This is a genomic window from Solwaraspora sp. WMMA2080 (genome assembly GCF_027497395.1).
Lineage (GTDB): Bacteria > Actinomycetota > Actinomycetes > Mycobacteriales > Micromonosporaceae > Micromonospora_E.
The window spans coordinates 1,585,405-1,611,601 of the sequence record NZ_CP114910.1; the positions used below are offsets into that span (position 1 = coordinate 1,585,405).

Consider the following 26,197-nt stretch of genomic DNA (forward strand, 5'->3'; position numbering starts at 1 on the left):
TAACCACTTGACCGGCGTACGCAATCCCCCGGGCAGATCTTCCGGCGCCCACGGGGGCGGAAGATGGGCGAGATCACACCGGCCCGACCGGGTGACCGGTCGGGCCGGTAGCGACCGGAAGCGTCGCGGGCGCTCCGACGCCGGAGTGCGGAATCTACAGCGGCCAGAGGATCGTCGGCAGGCCGGTGCCGGTCACCACGAACCCGACGGCGACGGACTGTCCCGGCGCGAGCGATCCGTTCCAGCTTGTGTTGATCAGGGTGTAGTGCGGCGTACTGGTCGCGATCTGCGCATTCCATACGTTGGAGACGGTCGACCCCGCCGGCAGCGTGAAGGCCAACTCCCAGCCGGTGATCGGCACAGTGAAGTCGTTCGTGACGACAACCTCGGCGACATAACCGGTCGACCAGGAACTTGTCTGGGTAAATGTTGCCGTCGTCGCCTGCGCCGACGGCGCGAAGAACAATGTCGCGGAAACACCGATTGCCAGTGCCGCGACGAAGCCGAGCAGCTTCCGCATTGAGACCACCACCATCCGTTAGTCCTGCCAGGTGACATGACCATACGGCTTCACATAGCCATGCCTCAATGGCTCTTCTTGCAGCATAAAGCGATGCGCGAATCGCATGACAGACCGGGCCACCATAGGAAATATACGAGTTTCACCCGCGCATTCCGAAGGGCACCCAAAGCCCCGCCAGACCCGACAGCGCGACACGAGGCGGCTCGGACACCCCGCCGGACACCCCACCAGACACCCGGTCATCCCACCGGGAGGCTCGGTCAGCATCGGCTTCCAGGCCACCCACACCGGCAACAGCTCCTCACCCAGCGGGTTCACCCTTGACGGCGCGGCCTGCGGCTGAGCCTTCGGGAACCAACCTGAGCTGTACCCCGGCCGGCGACGCCGTCGCTGGCCGGCCGGGGTACAGCTCGGCGGCTGCCACGACGGACCTTTCCGGAGGTCGGACATGGACCGGTAATCGATCTAGCTTACTGTCAGCGCAGCGTCCACCCCGGGCCTCGCCCTTCGGCACCGGGTCGGGTCGCACTGACCGAAAGGGAATCGATGCGCTGGCCTCAGACATCACGACGGCGCCTGCTGTCCGCCGCCGTCCTCATAGCTCTGCCCGCCGCACTGGCCATGGCCCCGTCACCGGCCACCGGCAAGCCGCTACTGCCGCCCAGCGAGGCGGCATTCGGCACTGAACTGCTCGCCAAGGCCACCCCGGACGAATGCTTCGCCGGTATCGGCCTGCCCTACCCGGCCGGCCCGGCGTGCGAGTCCGGCCAGGCCAAGGTCAACCAGGCGTACGTGTGGTCGCTCGCCCAGGCCGACAACCGGCTGTGGTTCGGCACCGGGTCGAACGTCAACTGCATCGTCACCGGGGCGACGCTCTCCCTGCCGAATCCCCGGATGACCGACGACTACGTGTGCGAGTTCGCCGAGAGCCAGGTGGCGAAGGACAACCCGATCATGCCGGTTAGCGTCGGTGACCACCGGCAGCCCCGGGCGTACGTCTACGACCTGGCCTCCGGCGCGTTGACCGAGAAGACCAGCGACATCACCTCCGCGTCGCCCGACGATCTGTCCCGGCTGCGCCGCACCCTGGGTCTGCGGGCCGGCGGTACGCACCAGGGCGTGGTGCTGCTGGCCGGGCCGGCGCTCGGAGCCACGGTGAACATGTTCGCCTTCGACACGGTGACCGGCGACTATCTCGGCTCGGCCAACTTCACCCAGTACGGCAACATCCGCCACTTCCTGGTCGCCGACGACGTGCTGTACGCCGGGGTCGGTGTCGGACCCAACGGCCGCGACGGCGGGCACATCCTGCGCTGGGCCGGCGACCGGACCGACCCGTTCAACTTCGTCGAGGTCGGGCAGTTGCCGGCGCAGGTCGCCGACCTGGAGCTGCACGACGGCCGGGTCTTCGTCAGCACCTGGTCGGCCGCCGGCAGCGGGTCGGCCGGCGCGCGTACCGCCGACGGTCGGCGGACCGGCCGGATCGGGGTCACCGATGAGGCCGACCCCGGCGTCGCCGGGGTGTGGATGAGCCCTCCGCTGGCCGCCGCCGAACCCGGTCTGACCCCGGACGACACCGCTGGGTGGACGCAGGTCTGGAGTGCCGCCTCCTACGAGCCGGATCCGGTGATCGCCGGCTCGTACGGGCTCGGCGCGCTGGCCTCGTACCGTGGGTACCTTTACTGGGGCACGATGCACGTGCCGATGAAGTCGACCGCGATGGTGGCCGAGGCGTACCCGCCGGTCGACGAGCTGGCGGCCCGCACGACGCTGGAGCGGTCGCAGCGGGCGGTGAGCATCTTCCGGGGCAAGCGGTTCGGCACCGCGACGCAGCGGGTCGACCTGCTGTACGGCGAGGCGGTGCTGCCGGCGTACGACGCCAGCGCGAACGACGGCGCCGGTGCCTGGCGCTGGGCGCTCACCGGCTACCGGGCCAGGTACGGCCACATGGGGTTCGGCAACATCTACAACAACTACACCTGGACGATGGCGGTGTCCGGTGGCCGGCTGTTCGTCGGCACGATGGACTGGAGCTACCTCGCCAAGGACCTGCTGCCGCAGTCCGTAGCCGAGATGGGCTATCCGCAGGCGGCCGCCGCGTTGACCGACGGGCCTGACCCGATCACCATCGATCCGCAGCTGTACGGCGGTGACCTGTGGATGTTCGGCTCCAATCTGCGGCCGGCCACGGCGGTCGACACGCAGGGGCTGGGCGGCAACTACCTCAACTACGGCGTCCGCACGATGGTCGCCGACGGATCGACGCTGTACCTCGGCATGGCGAATCCGATGAACCTGCGGACCGATCCGACCGACGACGTGCCGGAGGGTGGCTGGGAGTTGATCAAGCTGACACCGACTGTCTCCTGACCACCGACTCGCTCCCCAGTGGGCACGCACGGCTCTCTACATCGGGCGGTGCGTGCCCACTCTTCGGGGAGCTACCTGACTGTTCGCTCATGCCGGACATACAACGGCAGTCGAGGTATGCGAATCGCGGAACAACCGACGGTGGAAGTGGAGCGCGTCGATGCGTCGCCCTAGGCTTTGGCGGTCTCGTCACCGTACCGGCGGAGGCTCCATGGTCAGCATCCGACGTCCGTTCGCCGCCACTGCCTTTGGAACCTCGGTGTACTGGTTCTCGCACGCGAACTGAGGGCGACCGGTGGCTGCCCCAACGACGCCGAATCCGACACCGCATCCCAGCACCGGACCCCGGCGCTCCCGGGCCTGACCCAGCAGGCCCGGTAGACAGGGACCAACGGCACGGCGGCTAGGATTTCGCCCGGCAGAACCACGCACACACCGACTGGGAGTTCACTTCGTGCACACTGCAATAAGGACCGCGCTGCTCGCGGGTGCCTCGGCAGCGGTCCTCGCCGTCACCGCGTGTGGCGGCTCATCAGCCACAACGGACGAAGGCGGCACCGAGACGTCCGGCGTACTGGCGCAGCTCGCCAGCGACGCCACCGGCTCGCTGCAGAAGACCGTGGAGACTACCACCAGCGCCAACTCGGCGGCGGTGACGATGACCGGCACCAGCGGTGGGGAACCGGTCGACGTCAGCGGCGTCATCAGCTTCGGCGACTCACCGGCCGCCGAGCTGACCCAGGTCGACCCCGAGGACGGCGAGATCACCGTACGGGTGATCGGCAGCGCGTTCTACGTGAGCATCCCCGAGGCCGAACAGGCATCGATGGACGGCAAGAAGTGGTTCAAGATGGACTTCGCTGCCCTCGGTGCGACCTCGGAGGACCTCGCTCAGCAGCTCGAAGGCCTGGACCCGGTGCAGAACGTCCGGACCCTGCTGGAGGGTGCGGAGGTCACCGTCGTCGGCGAGGAGACCATCGACGGCGTGCCGACCGTGCACTACACGTCGGTGACCCCGGTGGACAGCTACCTGGAGCAGTTCGAGGCCGAGATCCGCGAAGGCATCGAGGAGCAGCTCGCCACCGCCGAGGTCACCGAGGTCGCCGTCGACGTGTGGGTCGACGAGCAGTACCAGCCACGTCGGGTGAAGCTCGTCATGGGCACGATGTCCGACATGACGATGAACTACACCGACTACGGCAAGGCGGTCACCATCGAGGCACCGCCGGCCGCCGAGACGGCGGACTTCGCCGAGCTGATGCAGGACCTGCAGGACCTCGCCGACGAACTCGACGGCTGACCAGCGACGCACCAGCGACAGCGGCGGACCGACCGGGACGTGTCCCGGTCGGTCCGTCACTGTTTCGGCTACAGGCTCAGCGTCCAGCTGTCCAGGTAGCCGGTGTCAAGGCTGGCCGAGTCCTGCACCCGCAGCTTCCAGGTGCCGTTGGCCACCTCAACGGACAGGTCCCGGGTGTAGGTCTCGACAATGTTGTCGGTGCTGCTGCCGGACCGGCTGTGCAGCACGTTGATGCTGCCGTCCGGGGCGATCAGCGACACGGTCAGGTCACCGATCCAGGTGTGGTAGATGTTCACCTCGATGGTGCTGCTCGAGCTGGCGTTGCCGGAGCAGCCGGTGATGGTGATCGAGCTCTCCACCGTACTGTTGTCATTGATCGCGACGTCGGTCGAGTTGGTCTGCGAACAGCCCGGCGGGCCGTTGACGATGAGGGTGAACGGCGCCGACTGGGCCGTCTCCGGCCCGGTGCCCACCACGGTCAGCGGGAAGACGCCGGTGGCGATCCCGGTGGTGGTGGCGATGGTCAGCGTCGCCGACCCGCCGGAGGTGACCGACGACGGGCTGAAGGTGGCCGTCGCACCGCTCGGCAGCCCGGTGACACCGAGGGTGACGGTGTGCGGGGCCCCGATCGTGGTGGTGGTGCTGACCGTCGCGGTCACCGAGTCGCCCGGGTCGACCGCACCGCTGGTCGGGGTGACCGCGAGGGTGAAGTCCTGGGTGAGCGGCTCGAAGTCGCCGATGTACAGCAGCTTGTTCGGTGATCCGGTGCCCGGGTTGCTGACCGCGTTGCTGGTGGCGTCGTCGACCAGCAGGTCGCGGATCTGCAGCGGGGTGTAGCCGGGGTTGGCCGCCAACGCCAGCACTGCCGCCCCGGCGACGTGCGGGGCGGCCATCGAGGTGCCGCTGATCGTGTTGGTGGCGGTGTTGCTGTGTGCCAGGCGGAGGTGGTGCTGCTGCCCGGGGCGAAGATGTCCAGGCAGGTACCCCAGTTGGAGTAGCTGGCCCGGGCGTCGGTGCTGGTGGTGGCACCGACGGTGATGGCGTCGGGGGTGGCGGCCGGCGAGTAGTTGCACGCGTTGGCGTTGCTGTTGCCGGCGGCGAGCGAATAGACCACCCCGTCGGCGATGGAGCGGGTCACCGCGTCGTTGATCCCTTGGTCGAAACCGCCGCCGAGACTCATGGTGGCGACCGCCGGTTCGCCGGCGGCGTGGTCGGCGGTGACCCGGCGATGACCCCCGCGTAGGTGCCGCTGCCGCTGTTGTTGAGTACCCGGACGCCGACCAGGGTGACGCCCTTGGCCACTCCGTACGCGGTGCCGCCGACGGTGCCGGCGACGTGGGTGCCGTGCCCGTTGCCGTCGTCGGCGCTGCCGCCGTCGACCGCGTCGAAGCCGGTCACGGCCCGCCCGCCGAAGTCGTTGTGGGCGAACCGGATGCCGGTGTCGATGATGTACGCGGTGACGCCGGATCCGGAGTTCGGGTAGGTGTAGCTGTTGTCGAGCGGCAGCGCGGTCTGATCGATGCGGTCCAGGCCCCAGGACGGGGTGGGGGTCTGGGTCGCGGCGAGGGTGACCGTGCGGTTCTGCTGGACGTAGTCGACCGCGGGGTGGGCGGCGAGGCGCTTGGCGGCCTTCTCGGTCAGCCGGGCCTCGAAGCCACGCAGCGCGGTCGAGTAGGTGCGCGCCACCGCGCCGTCGTGCTTCGCGGCGAGGGTACGGGCGGTGCGCCCGACCGTCCCTCTGTCCACCTTGTCCTCGTCGAAGACGACGATGTACGAGCCGGCGACGGTGTCCTCACCGCCCGCGTAGAGGATCTGGCCTTCCGCTGGTTCGGCGTTGGCCGGTGCGGCGAACGCCAGCGCGGCGGTCACTACCGCGACAGTGGTGAGCCCGAGGCGCCAGCGGCGCCGGGATGGCCGGGAGAGTGTCATCTCCCGCCTCCTTTCGATGCACGGCAGGCCGGTTTGTGACAGGCCGACCGGTGACCGGGTACCTGACTGACACAGATGTTAGGCCTAGAACAGATTGATGTAGAGATATGTGATTCTGTCTCGTGTTGCCGGACGCTGGCACCTTCTGCCAATACCGCTCGAACTCCGGATCCACTCAACATCACATTGATGTCCATCGTCATGAAGTTGACGCTGACCAGACTGGAATCAGTCGCCACCCGGTCGGTGGCCGGTCAGAAAATCGGAAGTGCCCGACTTCGGGCCGGATCCGGGCGGGATACGGGCCGGATCCGGGCCGCGTCGGGTCAGAAATCAGCCGACCGAAGGGTGTACGCCGGCGGCGTGCAGCACGGCGTGGTTGTTCTCCCGCAACTGGGCGAACGCCTCGACTTCGTCGACGAACGTGTCCCGCCGTACCGAGGCCAGGCTGCCGGCGATCACCGCCGCCAGGTCGACATCGGCCCGGTAGACGTACGACGCGTTGCCCTGCAGGGTGGCCTGCCAGGCCGCCGGGTCGCCGGTCAGCCAGGCCGTCGCCACCCCACCGGGATTACGGACGGTGATCCGCTCGCCCGACCCGGCCAGGCCGAGCCGCGACCAGACCGCCCGGGACGCGACTACACCCGAACCGCACGACGGGGTCAGTCCGGCGCCCCGCTCGTACGTCTGCACGTAGATCTCGCCGTCGTCGAGCGGGAACACGAACGACAGGTTCGCCCCACGCGGCACCACGTCCGTGGCGGCGGTGATCCGCTCCCCGGTGGCGACCAGCTCGGCCTCGTCGAACTTCTCCACCACCGCGACCAGGTGGTCGTTCGGTACGGCGAGCGCGGTCAACCCGTACGTCGGGTGCAGCACCGGCAGCGGGGTGTCGACGTGCGGCTGCGCCACGGCGACCACCGGCTCGACGGGATCGAAGTCCACCTTCGGCATCTCGACCGCGGTCTGCCGGACCCCTTCCGGCGTCGACTCGGCCCGCAGCACCACGAAGTCGCTGTCCCCGGCCCGGACCACCGCCCGCTCGGCGTCGCGGGTGTCCAGCACCAGCCGCCCGACGCAGCGCATCCCGTTGCCGCACAGCTTCGCGAACGAGCCGTCCGGGTTGAAGAACGCCGCCTGCGGCACCGCCGGGCCGAGATCGACGAAGTACACGCCGTCACCGCCGCCGAGCGGCCCGGACCGGTCACACAGCTGGCGGACCAGGTGCGGCACGTCCGCCTCGGCGGCGTAGTCACCCGGCCGGCCCTCGACGACCAGGATGTCGTTCTGCGAGCCGTGCGCCTTCAGGATCGGCAGGCCTGACCTCATCAGTACGCACTCCCCCGCTGTCACTCGCCGCCGCGACCGGCCGACACCGGCGACCAGTGTACGGCTGCGGTACGGCTGCGCCACCGGCCGCCGCCGAGTGTCCGCACCGCGTCCCGACGGCCGGGCGGCCGGCGCTACCTACGGCGACACCGGCGATGTCGGTCGGGGCGGGTAGCGTGCGCCACCGTGAACACCGTCGCGACCTACCGGTACCTGAACCCGTCCGCCCTGGCCGGCCGGGCGCTGACCCTGCAGACCAGCGGCGGCCCGGCCGCCAACCCCCGGTTCTTCACCGGGTTCCTCACCCGCCCGGTGGCGGCCGCCGCCGGGCTGCTGGCCGTCGCCGAGGTCGCCCGCACCCGCTACCACCGACCCGTCGTCCCGGCCAGCCTCGACCCGGTGGTCACCGGCGGCCGGGACCGGTTGCGGTTCGAGTCCTTCTCCGGCTGCTGCGGCGTGTACGCCCGACTCGACGTCACCCCGGACGGGCTGGACGGCGACATCGTCGCGCACGGCACCACCAACGTGGACGTCAACCCGCCGCTGCGCGACGCGCTGGCCCGGGTCGGCGGCCTGGACCCGTTGCATCTGGCGGTCGGCCCGGACGACCTGACGGTGTCGACGATGGACTCCTCGGTCGTCGAACGGAAGGTGCCGCTGCCCCGCCGCTGGCTGCGCGGCTTCGCCGAGGTGCAGGTGACCGCGGCGGGAATGGACCTGCGGGCGCAGATCCCGGCCGCCGAGGCGGCGACGTTGCTGCGCCGGCTGCCCGGTGCCGGCGACCGGTCGGTGCTGTGGGCGGTGCCGGCCGGCCGGGCGCTGCGCCTGACGTCGCGCGCCGCGCCGGGCGCGGTGTGCCTGTCCGGCGCGGGTCGGCTCGCCGCGCTGCGGGGCCTGCTGCGGCACGCGTCGGCGCTGCGGGTGTACGGGCCGCCGGTGGCCGCCGGCGCGGCACCGGTGGCCAGCGTGTGGGAGCTGGACCTGGCCGGGATGAGCCTGTCGCTGGCCCTGTCACCGGAGCCGGCCCGGGGCTTCTCCGGCGAGGGCGGCGTCCTGCCCGCCCTGGCCGGCGACGAGGTCGCCGACGACGCCGAGCTGATCGGCGGACTGCTCGACTGGGATCCGAGCGTCGACGTCGACGCGCTGGCCGAGGCGTCCGGCCTGGCCGCCGCCCGGGTGCGCGCGGCGCTGACGCTGCTCGGCACCGCCGGTCGGGTCGGCTACGACGTCGCGCGGGCCGGCTACTTCCACCGGGTGCTGCCCTACGATCCGGGCCGCGCCGAGCGGGACAATCCCCGGCTGACCGCGGCCCGGGCGCTGGTCGAGGCCGGTGCGGTGACCCCGGACCCGGACGGGGCGACGGTACGCGCCGGTGACCAGGTCTACCGGGTGCGGCAGCTGCCCGACGGCACCCGCACCTGCACCTGCACCTGGTGGGCGCGGCACCGGGGCGGGCGGGGGCCGTGCCGGCACGCCCTCGCCGCCGCGATGGTCACCGCCCCGGTGGGGGTGACGGCGTGACCGAGGCGAGCGACACGGTCCACCGTCTCGTCAACGGCGACATCACCGCCGCCGTGGACACCGTCTCCGGGCTCGACGAGGAACAGCGCCGCCAGCTCGGCATCGAGCTGACGGCGTACGTGCGCCGGCACCGCGACGAGTGGTGGTCCCGCTGGCGGGCCACTGCGTTGGCCGTCGCGGCGGTCGGCTGCCTGCCGACGGCTGCCCAGGCAGCCGAGGTGCTGGGGCGCCGCAACCTCTCGCTGCTGGCGACACCCGCGGCACCGGTGATCGACGTGGCCAGACGCCGGGGTGTCACCTGGCTGGCCGACCTGGCGTACCGCCTCGTCGGGCGGATCGACCGTGAGTCACCCGGTGAAAACTGGTGGTTCATCGCCGAGCTGCTGACCGCCGAACAGGCCGCGCCGCCGACCGACGACCTGTTCGTCCTCGGCTGGGCGGTGACGGCCAGCCGACCCCGCGACCACGAGTGGAGCGTCGCGCTGGTCGACCGGATGCGCCGGCACCCGTTCCTGGACGCGCTGGCCCCCCGAATGTTCGACGTCGACGGGGTCGGCGGCCAGTGGGCCTGGACCGACCAGCAGCCGGACGGCCGGTCGGGGATGCCACTGGCGTTGGCGCAGCTGGCCGCCGAACGGCGGCTGGACCGCACGATGCTGCTGGACGGCACGCTCAGCCGCATGCTGCGCGGTGAGCGCCCGGCCGCGCTGCGCGTCTTCCTCGGCCTGCACGACGCACTGGCGCCGACCGGCGACGAGGTACGCGACCGACTCCCCACGTACCTGCGGCTGCTCGCCGACGGCCCGTCGACGGCGGCCGCACTGGCCCAACGGACGCTGCGCAAGCTGCCGGACATCGACCTCGACACGCTGCTCGACACGGCGCCGGCCGTCCTGGGCCGACCGGAGAAAACCCTGGTACGGGCCCAGCTGAGCTGGCTCGATCAGCTGGCCCGCCGGGACCGCGCCCAAGCGGCGCGGATCGCTGCGGTGCTGGCCGTCGCCGCCGAGCACCCGGCGGTCGACGTCGCCGACCGGGCGGCCGCGCTGGCCGCGAAACACGGCCACCGGATGGCGGCGCCCGCCGAGGTGCGCCACGTCGGCGACGTCCTGCCCCCGGTGCCACCGCCGGCCCCGGCGCCGCCGCCGATCACCCACCCGGACGAGTTGGCCGAGGAGATCGCCGCGCTGTTCGGCGGGTCCTCGACCGACGCACTGGGCCTGGAACGGATCCTCGACGGCCTGATCCGGTCGACCGCCGCCGATCGGACCGCCACGGTGGCGGCGCTGACCCCGGTGCTCGACCGGGCCGGTGTGCTGGCCTGGTCCTCGCGGCCCGAGGAGCGGCTCGGTGGCCTCGGCGGCGTGCTGCGGATCCTCGCCGGCAGCGAGGATCGGACCCCGCCACGGAGCTGGCAGGTGCTGCTGTCCACCTGGGGCCAGCGGCAGACCTCCGGTCAGCGGCCCGCCGACCCGCAGCAGGCGGTGCTGCGCCGACTGCTGCGCACCCGGGTCGCGGAGATCGGCCGGGCCGTCGCCGGTCCCGGGGCGGCGGAGTTCACCGGTCCCGAGACGGCCGAGCTCGCCAGTCTCGGGGCCGTGGGCCTCGTCGCCGCACCGTCGCTGGCCACCGGGGCGGTGGCGGCGGAGGAGCTGTACGACCGGCTGGCCCGCCTCGGTGAGCGCCAGCCGTGGCCGGCGGACCTCACCCAGGCGCTGCTGCGGTTGCCGTCCGTCGTCGACGAGCCGCTGGCGGCGAAGGCGACGGCGTTGGGCACCCCGGCCGGGCAGGCCCTGGCCGACTGGCTGCGCTGCGGCGGGCTGCCCCGGCCGCACTACCGGGTGGTGACGGCCGTCCGTCGGCGCCGGCAGGGCAGCTACGACTACTGGCACGACCGGTTGCCGACGCAGCGTCGGGTCGTCGAAGCCTCGGTACCGCCCGGGGTGACCGACCAGCACGGTCTGCTCAGCGTCCCGGCCCGAGCGGTTGACATCGCGTCGATCGCCGACGAGCGGCACTGGCCGGCGCAGCTGCCCGGCTACCGAGGGCTGGTCGCCGCGTACGTCCTGCCGTTGGTCGCCGGCAGCGCGGACCTCGACGAGCCGGGCGGCGCCGCGCTGCTGCCGATGCTCGCCGAGTGCACCGGCGAGACCACGCCGGCGCTCGACCTGGCGGTGGCGTACGGGCTGGCCGCCCGGCACGAGGCCGACCGGGTGGCGGCCGTCGACGCGCTGCTGCTGCTCGCGGCCGCCGGCGGGCTCGACGCCCTGGCCGTCGGTGGTCACCTCGGCTCGCTCACCGCCGACAAGATGATCACGCTGTCCCGGGTCGTCCAGCCGTTGCGGGACGCGGCGGCGGCCGGTGCGCCGCTGACCACCTGGCGGATTCTCGCCGCCGCGCTGCCGGCGCTGCTGACCGTCCAGCCTGCGCCGCGCGGGCTGCCGGACCTGCTGGCGCTGGCTGCGCAGACAGCGGCGGCGACCGGCGTGCGCCTCGACGTGCCCGGGCTCGCCGACGTCGCCGCCCGGGGCGGGTCCAGCCGGCTGGTCACCGAGGCCCGGCGACTGGTCGCCGCCTCCCGATAGCCGGCCGGTGCTGACCGGGAGGCGGCGCCGTCGGAGTCAGTCCTCGGCCCGCCAGCGGTAGTACTCCTTGGCGACCGCGTCCACCGGGCCACGCCAGGCGTCCTGGTTGTACGGGCTGATGTACGGGCTCAGCTCCTCCATGATCTTGCCGAACTTCGGCTTGTCGTGGATCCGCGCGTCGTCGGCGGTGTGCGGGACCGAGCGTTCCAGCAGGTGCACGTAGACGTCGTCGATCGAGTAGAGCCAGCGCGCGGTCACGCTCATCTCGACCGGCAGCGTGCCGGCGTCGGATTCGGTGAAGATCCGGGCGACGTTGTCCTCCGCGCCGGGCTTGATCCGCCCGACGATCACGGTCAGATGCCGGCCGGCCGGGTCCGGGCCGGTCCCTTCCGCCGGGCCGGTCCCTTCCGCGGTCCAGCGGTAGAACTCCTTGGCCACCGAGTGCGACGGGTTCTGCCAGTTGCGCGGGTACGGGGTGACGTACGGGCCGATCGCCTCGGCGATCTCCTTGAACGCGGGCAGGCCCCGGGTCTGCCCGGAGATCGCCGGGTCCTCGTTGCGTTCGACGATGTGAATGTAGAGGTCGTGGTGGGACAGCAGGATGCGCCCGATGACGCCGAAGTCCTGCGGCCGGGTGGCCCTGTCGTAGTGGCCGAAAGTCTTGGCGATCTTGTCCTCGCTGCCCGGCACCATGCGGCAGACGATCACGTTGCGGAAGACCATGACAACTCCTCGCAGAACGGTGGGGATCGGCCGGGTCGGTTCGCCCGGTGGTCGGTGGTGGATCGGCCGGGTCGGTTCGCCCGGTGACCGGTGGTACGTCAGCCGGTGGCGGTGAACCGGACCGGCAGCTCGAGCAGCCCGCGAAACGGCGAGGCCGCCGGGAGTCGGCGCAGTTCGGCGGCGGGTACGGCCAGCCGCAGGTCCGGCAGCCGGCGCAACAGCCCGCCGATGCCGGTCCGGGCCTCGATACGGGCCAGCGAAACACCCAGGCAGTAGTGCACCCCGTGGCCGAAGCCCAGGTGGGGTCCACGTTCGCTGGTCACGTCGAGGCGGTCGGGGTCGGTGAAGTGGTCCGGGTCGCGGTTGGCCGAGTTGAGCACCACCCCGACCGCCGCCCCGCGCGGGATGCGGACACCGTCGTACTCGACGTCCTCGGTAGCCACCCGGGGGCTGGCGATCGGCAGCGGGCCGTCGAAGCGCAGCAGCTCCTCGACGGCCGCTGGCAGCAGCTCGGGCCGGGCCAGCAGCAGCTCGTACTGTCCGGGGTTGGTCAACAGGGCCAGCATGGCGTTGCCGATGAAGTCGGCGGTGGTCTGGTGACCGGCGAACAGCAGCAGGAACGCGGTGGAGACCAGCTCCCGTTCGGTGAGCGCCCCATCGTGGTCACAGGCATCGATCAGGGCGGTGAGCATGTCGTCGGCCGGCGTCGCGCGTTTGGCCCGGACCAGTCCGGTCAGGTAGTCGTGCAGCTGCGCCTGCACCTGCTGCACCGCTGCCCGCTCCTGGTCGGGCGGCCGGCTGGCCGACCCGGAGGTCCGGATCACCTGGGTCCAGCCGAGCACCTGTTCGTGGTCGGGTGTCGGCACGCCGAGCAGCTCGCAGATCACCACCATCGGCAGCGGTACGGCGAACTCGTGCATCAGGTCCGCCTCGCCCCTCGGTGCGAACTTGTCGAGCAGGTCGTCGACGACCTGGCCGATCCGGGGCCGCAGGGCCTCGATACGCCGGGGCGCGAACGCCTGCGACACCAGCCGGCGCAGCCGGCTGTGTTCCGGCGGATCCGAGTTGAGCATGTTCTTGTTCAGGCCCTCCGAGTTCGGCCCGAAGAACCGCAGGTAGTGGCCTTCCGGGCCGTACAGGTCCTTGGACAGCCGCGGATCGGTCAACGCTGCCCGCGCGTCGTCGTAGCGGGTGATCAGATAGGAGTCGAACCGGGGTGAGGCGACCAACCGGACCGGGCACTGCGCACGCATCCGGGCGTAGGTGGGGTACGGGTCGGCGGCGTACCCGTCGGTGTAGAACTCCGCCGCCGGGACGGCCTGCTCAGCGGATCCGACCGGCTCGGCCGGTCGCGGATCGGCGGTCATCGGTGCTCCTCTCGTTCGCTCGGCACGCTGTGCAGCACCTGGTAGGTGTGCCGCTGCGCGGATTCGCGCAGCTCCCGGATCACCCGCAGCAGCCGGTCGCGCTGCGCGCTGCGGCCGAACGCGTCGAGGCGTTCCCGGTCCGCCCAGTCGGTGATGATCAGGTAGCTGCGGGGATCGTCGGCGTCGCGGACCAGGTCCTGGCGCAGGCAGCCGTCGAGGGTGCGGATCTGATCGGCGATGGCCTGCCACTCGGTCTCGAACCGCCGCTCGCACCCGGGGCGGGTCCGCATCGACAGCACGGCGCGGACGGGACCCGGCACCAGGTCCGCCCGGTTCATCTGGCCTGTCCGGCTCATCTGGTTTGTCCGGTTCACTTGGTCTGTCTGGTTCTGGGGAGCGGCGGTCACCGGACACCGCCGTTGAACACCAGGTACAGGTGGTGGCGTAGTGCATCGACGTCGATCGGGTGGCTGCGGAAGCCGACGTACCCGTCCGGCCGGATCAGGTAAGCGGCGGCACCGGCGGTGCCGTACCCGGCCCGGAACTCACCGGCGGCGTCGTGGAGCACCGGCGGATGGTCCGCTGGCAGGGCTGGCGTGTCCGGGCTGAGCAGCAGGTAGACCTCGACTTCGCCGTACGTCCGATCCGGCAGGTCGGCGCTGAGCTTGTCGATGGCGGCCAGAGTGGCCTCGTCCGCCGTCCGGTCGGCGTAGAGCAGCAGAGTGTGCCGGGTCCCCCGGGTCAGCTCGTGCAGCCGCATCGAATGTCCGACTCCGCGTCGACGTAGGCCGGACACGTCGGGAGCGCGCTCCCCCGGGGCCGGGCCGGCCCGCAGCGCGTCCACGGTGGCCAGCGACTCGCCGACGAGTGGACTGTCGGCGTAGCTGACCAGCATCGACATCTCCTGCAGGAACTGCCTTTCGAGGTCCTCGCGTTCCAACTCGTCAGTGAAGGCCAGCCGCACCGCCCGCCCGACGACCTCTTCCCCCTGTGGCCGGCGCTCGATCTGGTAGCTGTCCAGCAGGCCGGGCGCGGCGACACCACGGACCGCCAATGCCAGCTTCCAGGCCAGATTCCAGGCGTCCTGGATGCCGGTGTTCATGCCCTGACCGCCGGCTGGCGGATGCAGGTGTGCGGCGTCGCCTGCGACGAAGACCCGTCCGTCGCGGTAGCGGTCGACGATGCCGTGACTGATCCGGAAGATCGACGACCAACGCAGGTTGGCCGCGGTCGTTGCGGCCGGGGCGAGCTGGTCCAGCACTGCCTGCACGTCGGCGAGGGTCGGTTCGCCGAGTTCGGCGCTGAACCCGGGCGGGGCGTTCTCGCCACGGGTGGCGGCGAAGTAGCGCGGCGGCGCCATGGTCGCGATCCGGTAGCGGGATTCACCCCGCAGCGGTACGCAGACCAGCATGTTGTCCAGCTGGCCGTCGGTTTCGTGGATGAACCGCAGCAGGTGGCCGGCGGGCATGTCCCAGTCGACGTCGACGTCGCCGAGCATGAACAGTTGCGGGAAGCGGCCCAGCCCGCCGGTGAAGGTGAGGCCGAGCAGTTGGCGTACCCGGCTGTGCGCGCCGTCGGCGCCGACGAGGAACTTGGCGCGGACCGTCTCGGTGCCGCCGTCGGCGTGGGCGAGGTTGGCGGTGACTCCGTCGTCGTCGCTGGTGAAGTCGACCAGTTCGGCGCCGCGCCGGGGCCGTACGCCGAGTGTGGCGAGCCGGTCGGTGAGGATCCGTTCGGTCTCGTACTGGGGCAGACCCAGGTGTGCGTACGGCAGCTCCGGCAGCTCCCAGCTGCCCCGGTACACCTGGTGACCGTTGACGAAGACCGCTTGGCCGGTCAGCCAGATGCCAGCGTTCATCGCGTCCCGGACGACGCCCTGGTCCTCCCAGATCTCCATGGTGCGGCAGTGCACCCCGATCGCCTTGTCCGCCTGGTCGGGCGGGCTGGTGAGTTTGTCGATCACCTGGCAGTCGACGCCGCGGCGGGCGAGTTCGATCGCGGCGGTGAGCCCGGTCGGGCCGGCGCCGACGATCAGTACGTCGGTGGTGTCGGCCGCTGCCGCTGGCGGATCGGCGGGCGGATCGGCCGGTTGGTCGGCGGGGTGGTCGGCGGGGTGGAAGATCCGGGGGCGGATCCCGACGAGGAACTCGGCGATCGGGCCGGCTTCGGCCCGCTCGTGGTCGGGGTCGGAGATCCACCGGCGGAACTGCTCCGGGCTGCTCCACTCGGCGAAGATGTGGTGCACCGGGGTGCCGGGTTCGCGTAGCAGCTCCTCACGCATATATCCGTCCACTCCGGAAAGTCGACTGACGACCTCGGCGTGCCCACGGTGGAACTCGTCGATCCGGTCGGTGGGAACGGTGATCGGCACGTCGACGTAGATCCGGGTGTCGGTGCCGGCCCGACCGCGCATCACCCGGTAGCTGCCGGCGGTCGGCGGTTCGCAGGCGGCCGCTACGGCGTCGGCCCACTGCCGGGCGACGGGCCCGTCGAGGTGGTCGCGCAACGCGTCGTCGTCGGCCCACTCGGTGACCACGACGAAGGTACGCGAATCGGTGGCGTCGACGAGCAGCTGTCGCAGTCGGTTGCCGGGCGCCGCACCGATGTCGTCGGCGACGGCCTGCCACGCTGACTCCACAACCGTCTCGAATCCGCTGCGGGCGCGGACCCGGAGCATCGTCCTGATCATGTGGTCCCCCTGAACGGCGTGCGGTGGACCTGACCTTCGCCGACACCGCGTCACCCGGCCGTCAACGCGGCACGGGGCACGGTGGGCGGCCGGTGACGCGCCGGCGACCCGGCTGAGGAACGATCTTCAGGCGTGCGCTCAGCCGACCGCCTCGGCGGTGAACAGCGCCGCCTGTTGCGGGTGCAGCAGCGGTGCGGGCAGTCCGACCTCGGCCAGCACCCGGCCGGGCAGGGTCGCCTCGCCCCGCTGAAGCCAGGCCGGCGGCCGCACCTGCAGCGTCGCCGGCACCGGGCCGATCCGCAGTGGGCTCACCCGGTAGCGGCGCTGCGGGTCGAGACCGGGCAGCCGCAGCGGCACCGGTAGCGCGGACCGCGCCGCGTCGAGCGCCACCAGGGCGTACACGCCGGTACGCCGGTCGGCGGCGACGACCCCATACAGCTGCCGGGCCGGATCCGGGCTGTCGGTGCGGACCAGCGTCCCGGTGTGCAGCAACGGCCGCAGCCGCCGGTACGCGGCGACCCACTCGGCGACGTCGGCGCGTTCGGCGTCGGTCGCGGTGGTCAGGTCCCATTCGATGCCGGCGTGCCCGAACAGCGCGGTGGCCAGTCGGAAACTCAGGTCGGTGGCCCGGCCGGTGACGTGCGCGGTGCCGGCGCCCAAATGCCCGCCGAGGTACTCCAGCGGCATCAGCACACTGGTCCAACGCAGGATCCGCTGCCGGTCGAGCGGGTCGTTGGTGTCGGAGGTCCAGAACCGGTCGACCAGTTCACCGATGCCCAGGTCGATGCGGCCTCCGCCGGAGGCGCAGCTTTCGATCTCCAGGTCGGGGTGGGCCACCCGCAGGTCGGCCAGGAGCCGGTACAGCGCCGTGGTCTGCCGGTGCGCGCCGGTCGCGGCGAGCAGGTCCCGGTTGTGGTCCCACTTCAGGTAGGCGATCGGGTACGCCTCGAGCAGCGCGCCGAGCCGCTCCCGCAGATACCGGTAGGCGTCCGGGTTGTCCAGGTCGAGCACCCGCTGGTGCCGCCAGGTCGGCGCGTGCGTCGGCCCGAGCAGCCAGTCGGGGTGGGCACGGGCCAGGTCGGAGTCGGGGCTGACCATCTCCGGTTCCACCCACAGCCCGAAGTCCATCCGCCGGGCGCGGACCCGGTCGATCAGTGGCCCCAGACCGGCCGGCCAGCGCCGCGGGTCGACGGACCAGTCGCCGAGCGCCCGCCGGTCGTCGACCCGGCCGGTGAACCAGCCGTCGTCGAGGACGAAACGTTCGACGCCGACCTGCGCGGCGGCGTCGACCAGCCGGGTCAGCCGGTCGAGATCGTGGTCGAAGTAGACCGCCTCCCAGGTGTTGAGCACCACCGGCCGGGGCCCGGGCAGCGGGCGGCGGGCCCGGATCCAGCCGTGCAGCCGCGCGGAGAGACCGTCGAGGCCGTCGGCGGAGAACGCGGCGACCGTCCACGGGGTGGTGTACGTGCCGTCGGGCGGCAGGATCAGCTCGCCGGGGGCGAGCAGTTCACCGGCGCCGAGCAGGCTCTGCCCGGTGGCCTGGCGTTCGGCGTACAGCTGCTTGTCGCCGCTCCACGCCAGGTGCACCGCCCACACCTGGCCGTGCCGGAACCCGAACCCGGCGGTGCCGGCGACCATAAGGTACGGGTCGTCGTGGCCGGGCCGGCCGTGGCGGGTGGACCGCGTCCACGTACCGTCGCGCAGTCGGCTGCGCTGCGGACGCCGCTCGTTGGCCCAGAGCCCGGTGAAGTCGAGCACCTCCTCGGCCCGCTCCGGCACCGGCAGTACGACGTCCGCCGCGGCCAGGTGCAGGTCGACCTCGGCGATGTTGCGCACCTGGTGGCGGAGCCGTAGGACGCCCTGCTCGCTGAGCGAGACGTCGGTGCTGACCCGCAGCCCGCCGGCGGCGCAGCCGCACTCGATTACCAGGTCACGGGGACCGGTCCGGCCGACGGTGTGCAACCGCAGGTCGTCAACGGGCCGGCCGGCCCAGTGTCCGGCGATGCCGGGCCGGCCGGTCCAGCCCTGGCCCGGGGTGGGCAGCAGGGTGAGTCGCAGCGGCTGGTCGACCGCACTGGGCGGCACCGGTGGGACCGCCGCGTCGGCCAGGTCGGTCAACTCGGCCTCGGTGAGGTCGCCGAGGTCGCCGCCCCAGTGCAGGACGACCGGTGGGTACGGGCCACGGGCGTCCAGCACGAGGCTGGCGCCCGCGGCCCGCAGGTACGCGATCAAATGGTCACTCCGCTACCGGGATGGACTGCGACTTCAGGGTATCCACGGTAGAGGTTTGCGCGGCGGTCAGCGCGTCCAGCAGGCTGCCCTGACCGGAAACCGCCGCCTTGAAGCCGTCGGAGGCGTCGGCGTAGGTCTGGGTCATCGTCGGACCCCAGACGAAGCCCTCCGCGACCTGCTCCGACGCCTCGGCGAAGACCTCGTAGATCGGCTGGCCACCGTAGAACTCCACGCCCTCGCGCAGCGCCGGCAGCTGGGTGCCGGCAGTGGTCGCCGGGTAGAGGTTCGCTTCGGCGTTGAGCAGGGTCAACGCCTCCTCGGAGGTGTTCAGCCAGAGGGCGAACTGAGCGGCCTCGTAGACGTGCTCGCTGCCCCGGAACACGGCGGTGGAGGAACCACCCCAGTTGCCGGCGACCTGGTCGCCGGCGTTCCACTGCGGCATCGGCGCGACCGCCCACTTGCCGGCGGTGTCCGGCGCGCCGGAGCTGATCGAGTTGGCGCCCCACACGGCCGACACCCAGGTCCAGGCGGAGCCGCTGTTGTAGGCGTTGTCCCACTCGGTGGTCCACGGCGGCACAGTCGAGACGAGGTCGCGGTCGATCAGGTCCTGCCAGTACTCGGCGACCTGGGTGGTCTGCGGGTCGGTCAGGTCCACCGTCCACTGGTCGCCGTCGTTGGCGAACCACCGGCCGCCGGCCTGCCAGGCCAGCCCGGCGAACTGGTTGATGTCGCTGGACGAGAAGTTGGTGATGTAGCCGCCGGCGGCGCGGACCGTCTCGGCGGCGGCCGCGTACTCGGCCCAGGTGGTCGGCACCTCGATGCCGTTGGCCTCGAATAGGTCCGCCCGGTAGAACAGGGCCATCGGTCCGGCGTCCTGCGGTACGGCGTACGCCGAGCCCACCTCGCCGAAGCTGACCTGCCCCCAGGTCCAGTCGACGAACTGGTCCTGGGCGTCGAGCACGATATCGCAGGCGCCGAGGTCGACCAGGCCGTCCTGCACCCGGAAGCTGGGCAACGCGTCGTACTCGATCTGGCCCAGGTCCGGTGCGTTGCCGGCGCGCAGCTGGTTGAAGAAGTTCTGGTAGGTGCCGCCGTTGCCGTTCGGCCCGGTCTGCACGTTCACCTGGATGTCGGGGTTCTGCTCGTTCCAGACCTCGACCACCTGCTCGATGCCGGGGATCCAGGAGGTGAAGTCGAGGGTGACCGGGCCCTCGGCCGGGCTGCAGTCGGTGGCGGCGCCGGAACCGGAACCGGAGTCACCGGAATCGCCGGAGGAGCAGGCGGTCAGCGCTAGCGTGCCGGCGAGCAGTACGCCGACCGTCGAGGCGGGGAGTCTCATCGAAATCCTTCTCTCGTTATCGGTGGGTGGACGGGTACGGCGGAAGGCGGGGTTCACTTGACCGAGCCGGCCCCGAGGCCGGTCCGCCAGAAGCGTTGGAGCAGCAAGAACGCCGCGACCAGCGGCACGATCGACAGCAGCGCGCCGACGAGCACCAGGCCCCGCAGTTCGGGCAGCTGGTTGACCTGGGTGTTCCAGGTGTAGAGGCCGAGGGTGACCGGGAACAGCCGCTCGTCGCCGAGCATGATCAGCGGCAGCAGGAAGTTGTTCCAGACCGCGACGAAGTGGAACAGGAAGATGGTGACCAGGGCGGGCAGCATCAGCCGGGTGGCGACGGTGAAAAAGGTCCGTACCTCGCCGGCGCCGTCGAGGCGGGCCGCTTCCAGCAACTCGTCGGGCACGCTCGCGGCGGCGTAGATCCGGGCCAGGTAGACCCCGAACGGGTTGACCAGGCTGGGCAGGAACACCGACCAGAAGGTGTTGGTCGCCTCGAACCGGCTGAAGATCAGAAACAGTGGCAGGGCGAGCGCGGTCGCCGGCACCAGCACCCCGCCGAGCACCACGTTGAACAGCGTCTCCCGGCCAGGGAACCGGTACTTGGCCAGGGCGTACCCGCACATCGCGGCGAGCAGGGTACCGATCAGGGCGGCGCCGCCGGTGTAGGCGAGGCTGTTGAGGATCCAGCGGGGAAACACCCCGTCGCGGTAGGTCAGCACCTCGGCGACGTTGTCGACCAGCGAGAAGTCGTCGAACCACAGGGGCGCACCCTGGGTGAACCGCCCCTCGGGTTTCGCCGAGGCGACCACCAGCCACCAGATCGGCACCAGGAAGTACGCGGTGCAGACCAGCATCACCAGGGTCGCGGCGGACCGCGACAGCAGCGACTCCCGCGACGGCGTACCGCCGGGGGTGCGGCCGGCGGTGGTCCTGGCCAGGGCGCTCATCGCGCGTCCCGGCGCTGGGTGAATTTCAGGAACGTGAACGACAGCGCGAAGGTCGCCAAGGCGAGCACCACCGAGAAGGCCGCGGCCAGGTTGAAGTTGGGGATGGAGGAGGTGGAGTAGACGGTCAGGTTCGGGGTGTAGGTGCTGGACACCGCTGAGCTGAAGGTTCGGAACACCTGCGGTTCGGCCAGCAGCTGCAGGGTGCCGATGATGGAGAAGACGGTGGTCAGCACGATCGCCGGCAGCACCATCGGGATCTTGATCGACCAGGCGATCCGGGCCGGACCGGCGCCGTCGAGCCGGGCCGCCTCGTAGATCTCCGGCGGGATCGCCAGCAGCGACGAGTAGATGATCAACATGTTGTAGCCGACGTAGACCCAGGTGACGACGTTGGCGATGGACCACAGCACCAGGTCCGCGCCGAGCAGGTCCACCCGACCGGTCACCGCGGCGAACGGCGACAGGTTGGGCGAGTACAGGAAGCCCCACATGATCGCCGCGACGACGCCGGGTACCGCATACGGCACGAAGAAGGCGAGCCGGAAGAAGCGTCGACCGCGGACCAGACCGGAGTCGAGCAGCAGGGCCAGCAGCAGAGCGACGCCGAGCATCACCGGCACCTGGACCACGCCGAACAGCAGCACCCGGCCGATCGACGACCAGAACGAGCCGTCGGCGAACACCCGCTGGTACTGGGCGAGCCCGCCGAAGACCTCCCGGGCCGGGCCGAAGGTGCCGGTGCGTTCCACGACGTACAGCGACTGGACCATGGCGTAGCCGATGGGGACGGCGTAGAAGAGCGCGAAGAGCGTCCCGAACGGCACCACGAAGATCGCGATGGCGCTCTTGTGCGGCACGGGTGCCCGGCGACGGCCGGTCGCCGTCGCCCGCACCGGACGGGATCTGCTCACCGGGCCGACTCCTCTCTGACCACCCGGACCTCGCCGGGGCCGACTCGCAACCGCCCGTCGACCGGGGTGCCGGTGACGAGTTCGTAGCCACTGGCGGCGTGGCGGATCTCCCGACGGCCGTGGTTGACGACGAACAGGTAGCTGCGGTTGCCGCCGACGCGCCGGACCACCTCGACCGAGCCGTCGTTCTCCGGACCATGCGGGACCACCCCGGCCCCGTCGACGGCGGCACGCAGCACGTCACGCAGCCCGTCGGGGGCCAGCGCGGTCGCCAGGTACCAGGCGATGCCGGCGCCGTAGTCGTTGCGGGTGACCGCCGGGGTGCCGGGCAGCGGGCCGTCGGCGTAGCAGGCGACGGTCGTGGCGGTGGTGGTCCGCAGCCGCTCGGTCCACCACCGGGCGCGGGCGCCGTTGTCCAAAGTGACGTCGACCCCGGGCAGCAGCGGGACGAACTCCTCGCCGACCACACCGAGCAGATCCCGGAAGGCACCGGGGTAGCCGCCGAGGCGGATCCGGTCGTGTTCGTCGACGATGCCGCTGTAGAAGGTCACCAGCAGGTGGCCGCCGGCGTCGACGTACCGGGCGAGCGCGGTGGCCTGCTCGTCGGTCACCAGGTGCAGACACGGCACGACGACCAGCCGGTACCCGGCGAGGTCGGCGTCCGGCGCGGCGACGTCGCAGGTAACGCCGAGCTCCCGCAGCCCGGTGTACGCGGCGTGCACCTGGTCGAGGTAGCGAATCTCGGTCGACGGGCGGGCCGTACCGTCGGCGGACCACCAGGACTCCCAGCTGAACAGCAGGGCCACGTCGGAGTGCACCCGGGTGCCGGCGACCTCGCCGACCCGGTCGAGCACCTCCGACAGTCGCAGCACCTCCCGCCAGGTGGTGGTGTCGGTGCCGGCGTGCGGCAGCATCGCCGAGTGGTACTTCTCGGCGCCCGCGGCGGAGGCACGCCACTGGAAGAAGCAGATCGAGTCGGCGCCCCGGGCGACGTGGGTGAGCGAGTTGCGGATCATCTGGCCCGGCTCCTTGGCGAGGTTCCAGGGCTGCCAGTTGACCGCGCCGGTCGCCTGCTCCATCAGCATCCACGGCGCTCCCCCGGCCAGCCCACGGGTGAGGTCGGCGGCGAAGGATAGTTCCGCGACCGGGTCGCCGAGCCGGTGGTCCAGATAGTGGTCGTTGGCTACGATGTCCAGGTCAGGAGCCCAGGACCAGTAGTCTAGATTCCTGATATGGGCGGTTACCATGAGATTCGTGGTGATCGGCGCGGCGCTGTACCGGCGCAGTACCGCCGCCTCGGCGCGGTAGTGCTCCAGCAACTGCGCGGAGCTGAACCGGTGGAAGTCCAGTAGCTGTGCCGGGTTGGCCACCGACAGGTTCGCCCGGGGTGGATCCACCTCGTCCCAGTCGCCGTAGCGCTGACTCCAAAAGGCCGTGCCCCAGGCGTCGTTAAGTGCGTCGAGGCTGCCGTAGCGCTGCCGCAGCCAGTGCCGGAACGCGACCGCGCTGGGCTCGTCGTAGCACAACGCGTTGTGGCAGCCGAGTTCGTTGGACACGTGCCACAGCGCCAGGGCGGGGTGCCCGCCGTAGCGTCGGGCGACCTGCTCGGCCAGCGCCAGGGCGTGCCCGCGGTACACCGGCGAGCTGGGGCACCACGCCTGTCGCCCGCCGGGGAAGCGGGTGGTGCCGTCGGCGGCCCGCGGCAGCACCTCGGGGTGGCGGGTGGTCAGCCAGGGCGGCGGGGAGGCGGTGCCGGTGCCGAGGTTGAGCCGGATGCCGGCGTCGTGCAGCAGGCCGATCACCTCGTCGAGGGCGGCGAAGTCGTACTCGCCCGGCCGGGGCTCGATGCTCGACCAACCGAAGATGTTGATCGCCACCAGGTCGACGCCGGCCTGTCGCATCAGCGCGACGTCCTCGCGCCACACCGCCGACGGCCACTGCTCCGGGTTGTAGTCACAGCCCAGCGCGATGCCGCGGATCGACGGCAGCAGTGATGCGGCCGACCGGTCACGGGGCAGTGTCATCGAGATGTCCTCGCTGCAGATACGGGCATGTGTGTGCACGTGCACACATTTCGTCGTGTGTACAGTCGGCAAACGAATGTGTGAACGTGCAGACGTTAGAGCCGCGTTCCGCCGCAGGTCAAGGGCCGGCCGCTACAGTGATCGGCGTGAACCGGCCGAGACCGATGACGAAGCGGGCCACCGTGCACGACGTCGCCGCCGCCGCCGGCGTGTCCCGGGGCACCGTCAGCCGGGTCCTCAACGGTGGCTACGTCTCCCCCGTTGCCCGCGCCGCGATCCTCGCCGCCATCGCCGAGGTCGGCTACGTACCGAACACCGCCGCCCGCAACCTGGTCACCCAACGTTCCCAGGCGGTCGGCTTCATCGTGCTCGAACCGCACTCGCTGTTTCTGGAGGACCCGAACATCGGGGCGATCATGCTGGGCGCCAACGCGGTGCTCTCCGCCGGCGAGTACCAGATGGTCAACCTGGTGGTCGACTCCGACCGGGACACTGAACGGATCGCCCGCTACCTCAGTGGCGGCTTCGTCGACGGCGCGGTGATCGTCTCGGCCCGCGTACACGACCCGATCACCCGGGTCGTCACCGACCTGAAGTTGCCGGCCGCCTTCGTCGGGCACCCGCCCGACCTGGCGCAGGAGATCCCGTACGTCGGGGTCGACAACGTCGGCTCGGCACGGGAGATCACCACCCGGCTGGTCGCCACCGGCCGGCGGCGGATCGGCATGATCGCCGCCGCGCTGAACCGCGACTCCGGTGCCGACCGGCTCACCGGCTTCCGCCAGGCACTCGGCGACCGGTTCGACCCCCGGCTGGTCGCCGAAGTCCCCCTCTACGACTACTCGTGCGGCGTCAGCGGCATGCAGACCCTGCTGGAGCGGACACCCGACCTCGACGGCGTCTTCGCAGCCTCGGACGTGGTCGCCGCCGGAGCGATCCAGACCCTGCGCGAGGCCGGCCGGACCGTACCGGCCGATGTCGGCGTGGTCGGATTCGACGACAGCGCCTGGGCGCTCCGCACCAACCCACCGCTGTCCACCGTGCACCAGCCAGCGAAGGAGATCGGGGCCCGCGCCGCCGACCTGGTGCTGCGCCAGATCAACGGCGACCACATCGCAGCCGGCGGGGCGCTGCTGCCGACCCCCGTCGTATGGCGCGAGTCCGCCTGAGCGGGATCACCCGGAACCGAACCCGGTTGCGCGTTTCCAAGCATCGCGGGCGCCGATCGACAGCGAAACGCTCGCCGCACCGGCATCCGCAACCGGGAATTGACGATGATCCGTGCTACAAACTCATCTGGCACCTAGCAGTGCAGTGCAAATGCGAAAGGGGCAACCTCGTTGAGAATCATTCGATTTTCCACAGGCGGCAAAGGCGGGGCCCACCGCGCCGTCGAACCACGCTCGGTCGGCAACCGGAAACGGAGGATCGTGCTCGGTTCGGTGGTCGCTGCGGCCCTCCTGGGCGGTGCCACGATCGCACCGCAGGCGTACGCGACGACGGCTTTCGACGGGCCGGGTATCCGCACCGACGTAGTGGACGCGATCACCGGCGAGCCGGTGGCCGACATCTGCGTATTCGCCGTTCCGGTATTCACGTTCAGCTTTACCGACGTCTGCCCGACCCGGAGCGACTCCCGGGGCCGGGTGAATGTCTCGGTTCCCGGGCCGGGTTCCTACAATCTGTTCGCGTTGCCCGACTCGGGTAGCCGGTACGGTGCCCAGTGGGTCAGCCAGGACGGCGGCACCGGCACCCAGAAGAATGCGCGGTGGTTCACCTTCTCCGCCGACGAGGTGCGGTCCGGGCCGACGATCCGACTGGACGCGCGCTCAGTGATCGTCGGCACCGTGCAGGGTGCCGACGACGAGACCCTGACGAACGGTACGGTCGGGCTCGTCGCGCCGGTCGCCGACGGTTCGCGGGATCCGCGCTACGCACCGGTCGACGACAAGGGCTCGTTCGTCGTCGACTGGCTGGGGCCGTACGAGTGGCCGCTGCTGTTCAAAGCGGACGGCTACCCGTACCAGTGGAGCGGGCACGTCGGCAACCGGCTGCGCGCCGACCTGGTGGCGGCGGACGTCAACGCCCCGCCGTACGCGTACCAGTTGGAGGCCGGGACCTCGGTGAGCATCGAGATCGCCGACCCGCCGCAGGGTCCGGGCCAGCTGGTTCTGCTCAACGTCAGCACGAAAGACCCGGTGGGGATCGTCGAGCTGGCCGACGAGGCGACCGGCGCGTCGCTCATGGTACTGCCGCGACAGCAGGTGAAGATCCGCTGTGTCTGCAGTAGTGAGCACCGCTGGCACGGTGGCACCGACTTCAGCAGTGCCACTGGCGAACCAATTCGCATGAACGGTCCGCAGAGCATCACGTTCATCCAACCCGCCTGATCCGCCACCAGTTGTCCGGCT

At 71.1% G+C, this 26,197-nt stretch carries 19 protein-coding genes and 2 pseudogenes; 7 read left to right on the forward strand and 14 right to left on the reverse strand.

The window, feature by feature from the left end; genetic code table 11:
• Nucleotides 1–154 precede the first annotated feature (154 nt).
• On the reverse strand, nt 155–520 hold the full coding sequence (locus O7543_RS07110; protein ID WP_281554572.1) for a cellulose binding domain-containing protein: 366 nt from the start codon (nt 518–520) through the stop codon (nt 155–157).
• Nucleotides 521–764: 244 nt separating this feature from the next.
• On the opposite strand from O7543_RS07110, the pseudogene O7543_RS07115 reads away from it, so the two are divergent.
• The 3 genes and pseudogenes from O7543_RS07115 to O7543_RS07125 all read left to right on the forward strand — a co-directional run.
• Nucleotides 765–866: pseudogene (locus O7543_RS07115) on the forward strand (cellulose binding domain-containing protein); the annotation flags it as partial.
• A gap of 278 nt (nt 867–1,144) precedes the next feature.
• Entirely contained in the window at nt 1,145–2,893 is a 1,749-nt protein-coding gene (locus tag O7543_RS07120) for a hypothetical protein (protein ID WP_281554570.1), read from the forward strand.
• Between the two features lie 454 nt (nt 2,894–3,347).
• Nucleotides 3,348–4,193, forward strand: a complete 846-nt coding sequence (locus O7543_RS07125; protein WP_281554569.1) for an LppX_LprAFG lipoprotein — start codon at nt 3,348–3,350, stop codon at nt 4,191–4,193.
• Between the two features lie 68 nt (nt 4,194–4,261).
• On the opposite strand, the gene O7543_RS30160 is transcribed toward O7543_RS07125, so the two are convergent.
• The 4 genes and pseudogenes from O7543_RS30160 to dapF all read right to left on the reverse strand — a co-directional run bounded on the left by O7543_RS30160 (nt 4,262) and on the right by dapF (nt 7,451).
• Nucleotides 4,262–5,086 (reverse strand): proprotein convertase P-domain-containing protein, encoded by an 825-nt coding sequence (locus tag O7543_RS30160; protein WP_348650083.1) that lies wholly within the window; start codon nt 5,084–5,086, stop codon nt 4,262–4,264.
• A gap of 77 nt (nt 5,087–5,163) precedes the next feature.
• Nucleotides 5,164–5,373, reverse strand: a pseudogene (locus tag O7543_RS30165) (S8 family serine peptidase); the annotation flags it as partial.
• Complete coding sequence (locus O7543_RS30170; RefSeq protein WP_348650084.1) at nt 5,370–6,122, reverse strand: S8 family serine peptidase; 753 nt, start codon at nt 6,120–6,122, stop codon at nt 5,370–5,372. The gene O7543_RS30170 and the pseudogene O7543_RS30165, both read right to left, overlap by 4 nt.
• A gap of 333 nt (nt 6,123–6,455) precedes the next feature.
• A complete protein-coding gene (gene dapF, locus O7543_RS07135; protein WP_281554568.1) occupies nt 6,456–7,451 on the reverse strand; it encodes a diaminopimelate epimerase in 996 nt (331 codons plus the stop codon).
• Between the two features lie 186 nt (nt 7,452–7,637).
• On the opposite strand from dapF, the gene O7543_RS07140 reads away from it, so the two are divergent.
• Together O7543_RS07140 and O7543_RS07145 are read left to right on the forward strand one after the other, a co-directional pair.
• Entirely contained in the window at nt 7,638–8,972 is a 1,335-nt protein-coding gene (locus tag O7543_RS07140; protein ID WP_281554567.1) for an SWIM zinc finger family protein, read from the forward strand.
• Nucleotides 8,969–11,557, forward strand: coding sequence for a DUF6493 family protein (locus tag O7543_RS07145; RefSeq protein WP_281554566.1), 2,589 nt, complete (start codon nt 8,969–8,971; stop codon nt 11,555–11,557). The genes O7543_RS07140 and O7543_RS07145 overlap by 4 nt, the downstream gene beginning before the upstream one ends.
• 36 nt (nt 11,558–11,593) lie before the next feature.
• Here the strand turns inward: O7543_RS07145 and O7543_RS07150 are convergent, their stop codons facing one another.
• From O7543_RS07150 to O7543_RS07190, 9 genes are all read right to left on the reverse strand, one after another.
• Complete coding sequence (locus tag O7543_RS07150) at nt 11,594–12,280, reverse strand: TcmI family type II polyketide cyclase (protein ID WP_281554565.1); 687 nt, start codon at nt 12,278–12,280, stop codon at nt 11,594–11,596.
• Nucleotides 12,281–12,378: 98 nt separating this feature from the next.
• The gene (locus tag O7543_RS07155) at nt 12,379–13,647 is read right to left on the reverse strand and encodes a cytochrome P450 (protein ID WP_281554564.1); all 1,269 of its coding nucleotides are present in this window, start codon (nt 13,645–13,647) and stop codon (nt 12,379–12,381) included.
• A complete protein-coding gene (locus O7543_RS07160) occupies nt 13,644–14,003 on the reverse strand; it encodes an antibiotic biosynthesis monooxygenase family protein (RefSeq protein WP_281554563.1) in 360 nt (119 codons plus the stop codon). Before O7543_RS07160 ends, O7543_RS07155 begins: the two co-directional genes overlap by 4 nt.
• 47 nt (nt 14,004–14,050) lie before the next feature.
• Nucleotides 14,051–16,336 (reverse strand): FAD-dependent monooxygenase, encoded by a 2,286-nt coding sequence (locus O7543_RS07165; RefSeq protein WP_281554562.1) that lies wholly within the window; start codon nt 16,334–16,336, stop codon nt 14,051–14,053.
• Between the two features lie 138 nt (nt 16,337–16,474).
• On the reverse strand, nt 16,475–18,568 hold the full coding sequence (locus O7543_RS07170) for an alpha-galactosidase (RefSeq protein ID WP_281554561.1): 2,094 nt from the start codon (nt 18,566–18,568) through the stop codon (nt 16,475–16,477).
• Between the two features lie 4 nt (nt 18,569–18,572).
• Complete coding sequence (locus tag O7543_RS07175) at nt 18,573–19,907, reverse strand: extracellular solute-binding protein (protein WP_281554560.1); 1,335 nt, start codon at nt 19,905–19,907, stop codon at nt 18,573–18,575.
• Nucleotides 19,908–19,960: 53 nt separating this feature from the next.
• Entirely contained in the window at nt 19,961–20,758 is a 798-nt protein-coding gene (locus tag O7543_RS07180) for a carbohydrate ABC transporter permease (RefSeq protein WP_281555560.1), read from the reverse strand.
• 89 nt (nt 20,759–20,847) lie between these two features.
• Entirely contained in the window at nt 20,848–21,762 is a 915-nt protein-coding gene (locus O7543_RS07185) for a sugar ABC transporter permease (RefSeq protein ID WP_281554559.1), read from the reverse strand.
• The gene (locus O7543_RS07190; protein ID WP_281554558.1) at nt 21,759–23,786 is read right to left on the reverse strand and encodes a beta-galactosidase; all 2,028 of its coding nucleotides are present in this window, start codon (nt 23,784–23,786) and stop codon (nt 21,759–21,761) included. Before O7543_RS07190 ends, O7543_RS07185 begins: the two co-directional genes overlap by 4 nt.
• A 146-nt stretch (nt 23,787–23,932) precedes the next feature.
• On the opposite strand from O7543_RS07190, the gene O7543_RS07195 reads away from it, so the two are divergent.
• Entirely contained in the window at nt 23,933–24,955 is a 1,023-nt protein-coding gene (locus tag O7543_RS07195) for a LacI family DNA-binding transcriptional regulator (protein ID WP_281554557.1), read from the forward strand.
• A 261-nt stretch (nt 24,956–25,216) separates the two neighbouring features.
• Nucleotides 25,217–26,176: a hypothetical protein gene (locus tag O7543_RS07200; protein ID WP_281554556.1), complete on the forward strand. Its 960-nt coding sequence runs from the start codon at nt 25,217–25,219 to the stop codon at nt 26,174–26,176.
• Nucleotides 26,177–26,197: the final 21 nt, after the last annotated feature.

Coding starts and splice junctions, on each gene's coding strand:
- O7543_RS07110 (WP_281554572.1), bottom strand. CDS start 520: ATGCGGAAGCTGCTCGGCTTCGTCGCGGCACTGGCAATCGGTGTTTCC.
- O7543_RS07120 (WP_281554570.1), top strand. CDS start 1,145: ATGGCCCCGTCACCGGCCACCGGCAAGCCGCTACTGCCGCCCAGCGAG.
- O7543_RS30160 (WP_348650083.1), bottom strand. CDS start 5,086: ATGGCCGCCCCGCACGTCGCCGGGGCGGCAGTGCTGGCGTTGGCGGCC.
- O7543_RS30170 (WP_348650084.1), bottom strand. CDS start 6,122: ATGACACTCTCCCGGCCATCCCGGCGCCGCTGGCGCCTCGGGCTCACC.
- dapF (WP_281554568.1), bottom strand. CDS start 7,451: ATGAGGTCAGGCCTGCCGATCCTGAAGGCGCACGGCTCGCAGAACGAC.
- O7543_RS07150 (WP_281554565.1), bottom strand. CDS start 12,280: ATGGTCTTCCGCAACGTGATCGTCTGCCGCATGGTGCCGGGCAGCGAG.
- O7543_RS07155 (WP_281554564.1), bottom strand. CDS start 13,647: ATGACCGCCGATCCGCGACCGGCCGAGCCGGTCGGATCCGCTGAGCAG.
- O7543_RS07160 (WP_281554563.1), bottom strand. CDS start 14,003: ATGAGCCGGACAGGCCAGATGAACCGGGCGGACCTGGTGCCGGGTCCC.
- O7543_RS07165 (WP_281554562.1), bottom strand. CDS start 16,336: ATGATCAGGACGATGCTCCGGGTCCGCGCCCGCAGCGGATTCGAGACG.
- O7543_RS07175 (WP_281554560.1), bottom strand. CDS start 19,907: ATGAGACTCCCCGCCTCGACGGTCGGCGTACTGCTCGCCGGCACGCTA.
- O7543_RS07180 (WP_281555560.1), bottom strand. CDS start 20,758: ATGCTGGTCTGCACCGCGTACTTCCTGGTGCCGATCTGGTGGCTGGTG.
- O7543_RS07190 (WP_281554558.1), bottom strand. CDS start 23,786: ATGACACTGCCCCGTGACCGGTCGGCCGCATCACTGCTGCCGTCGATC.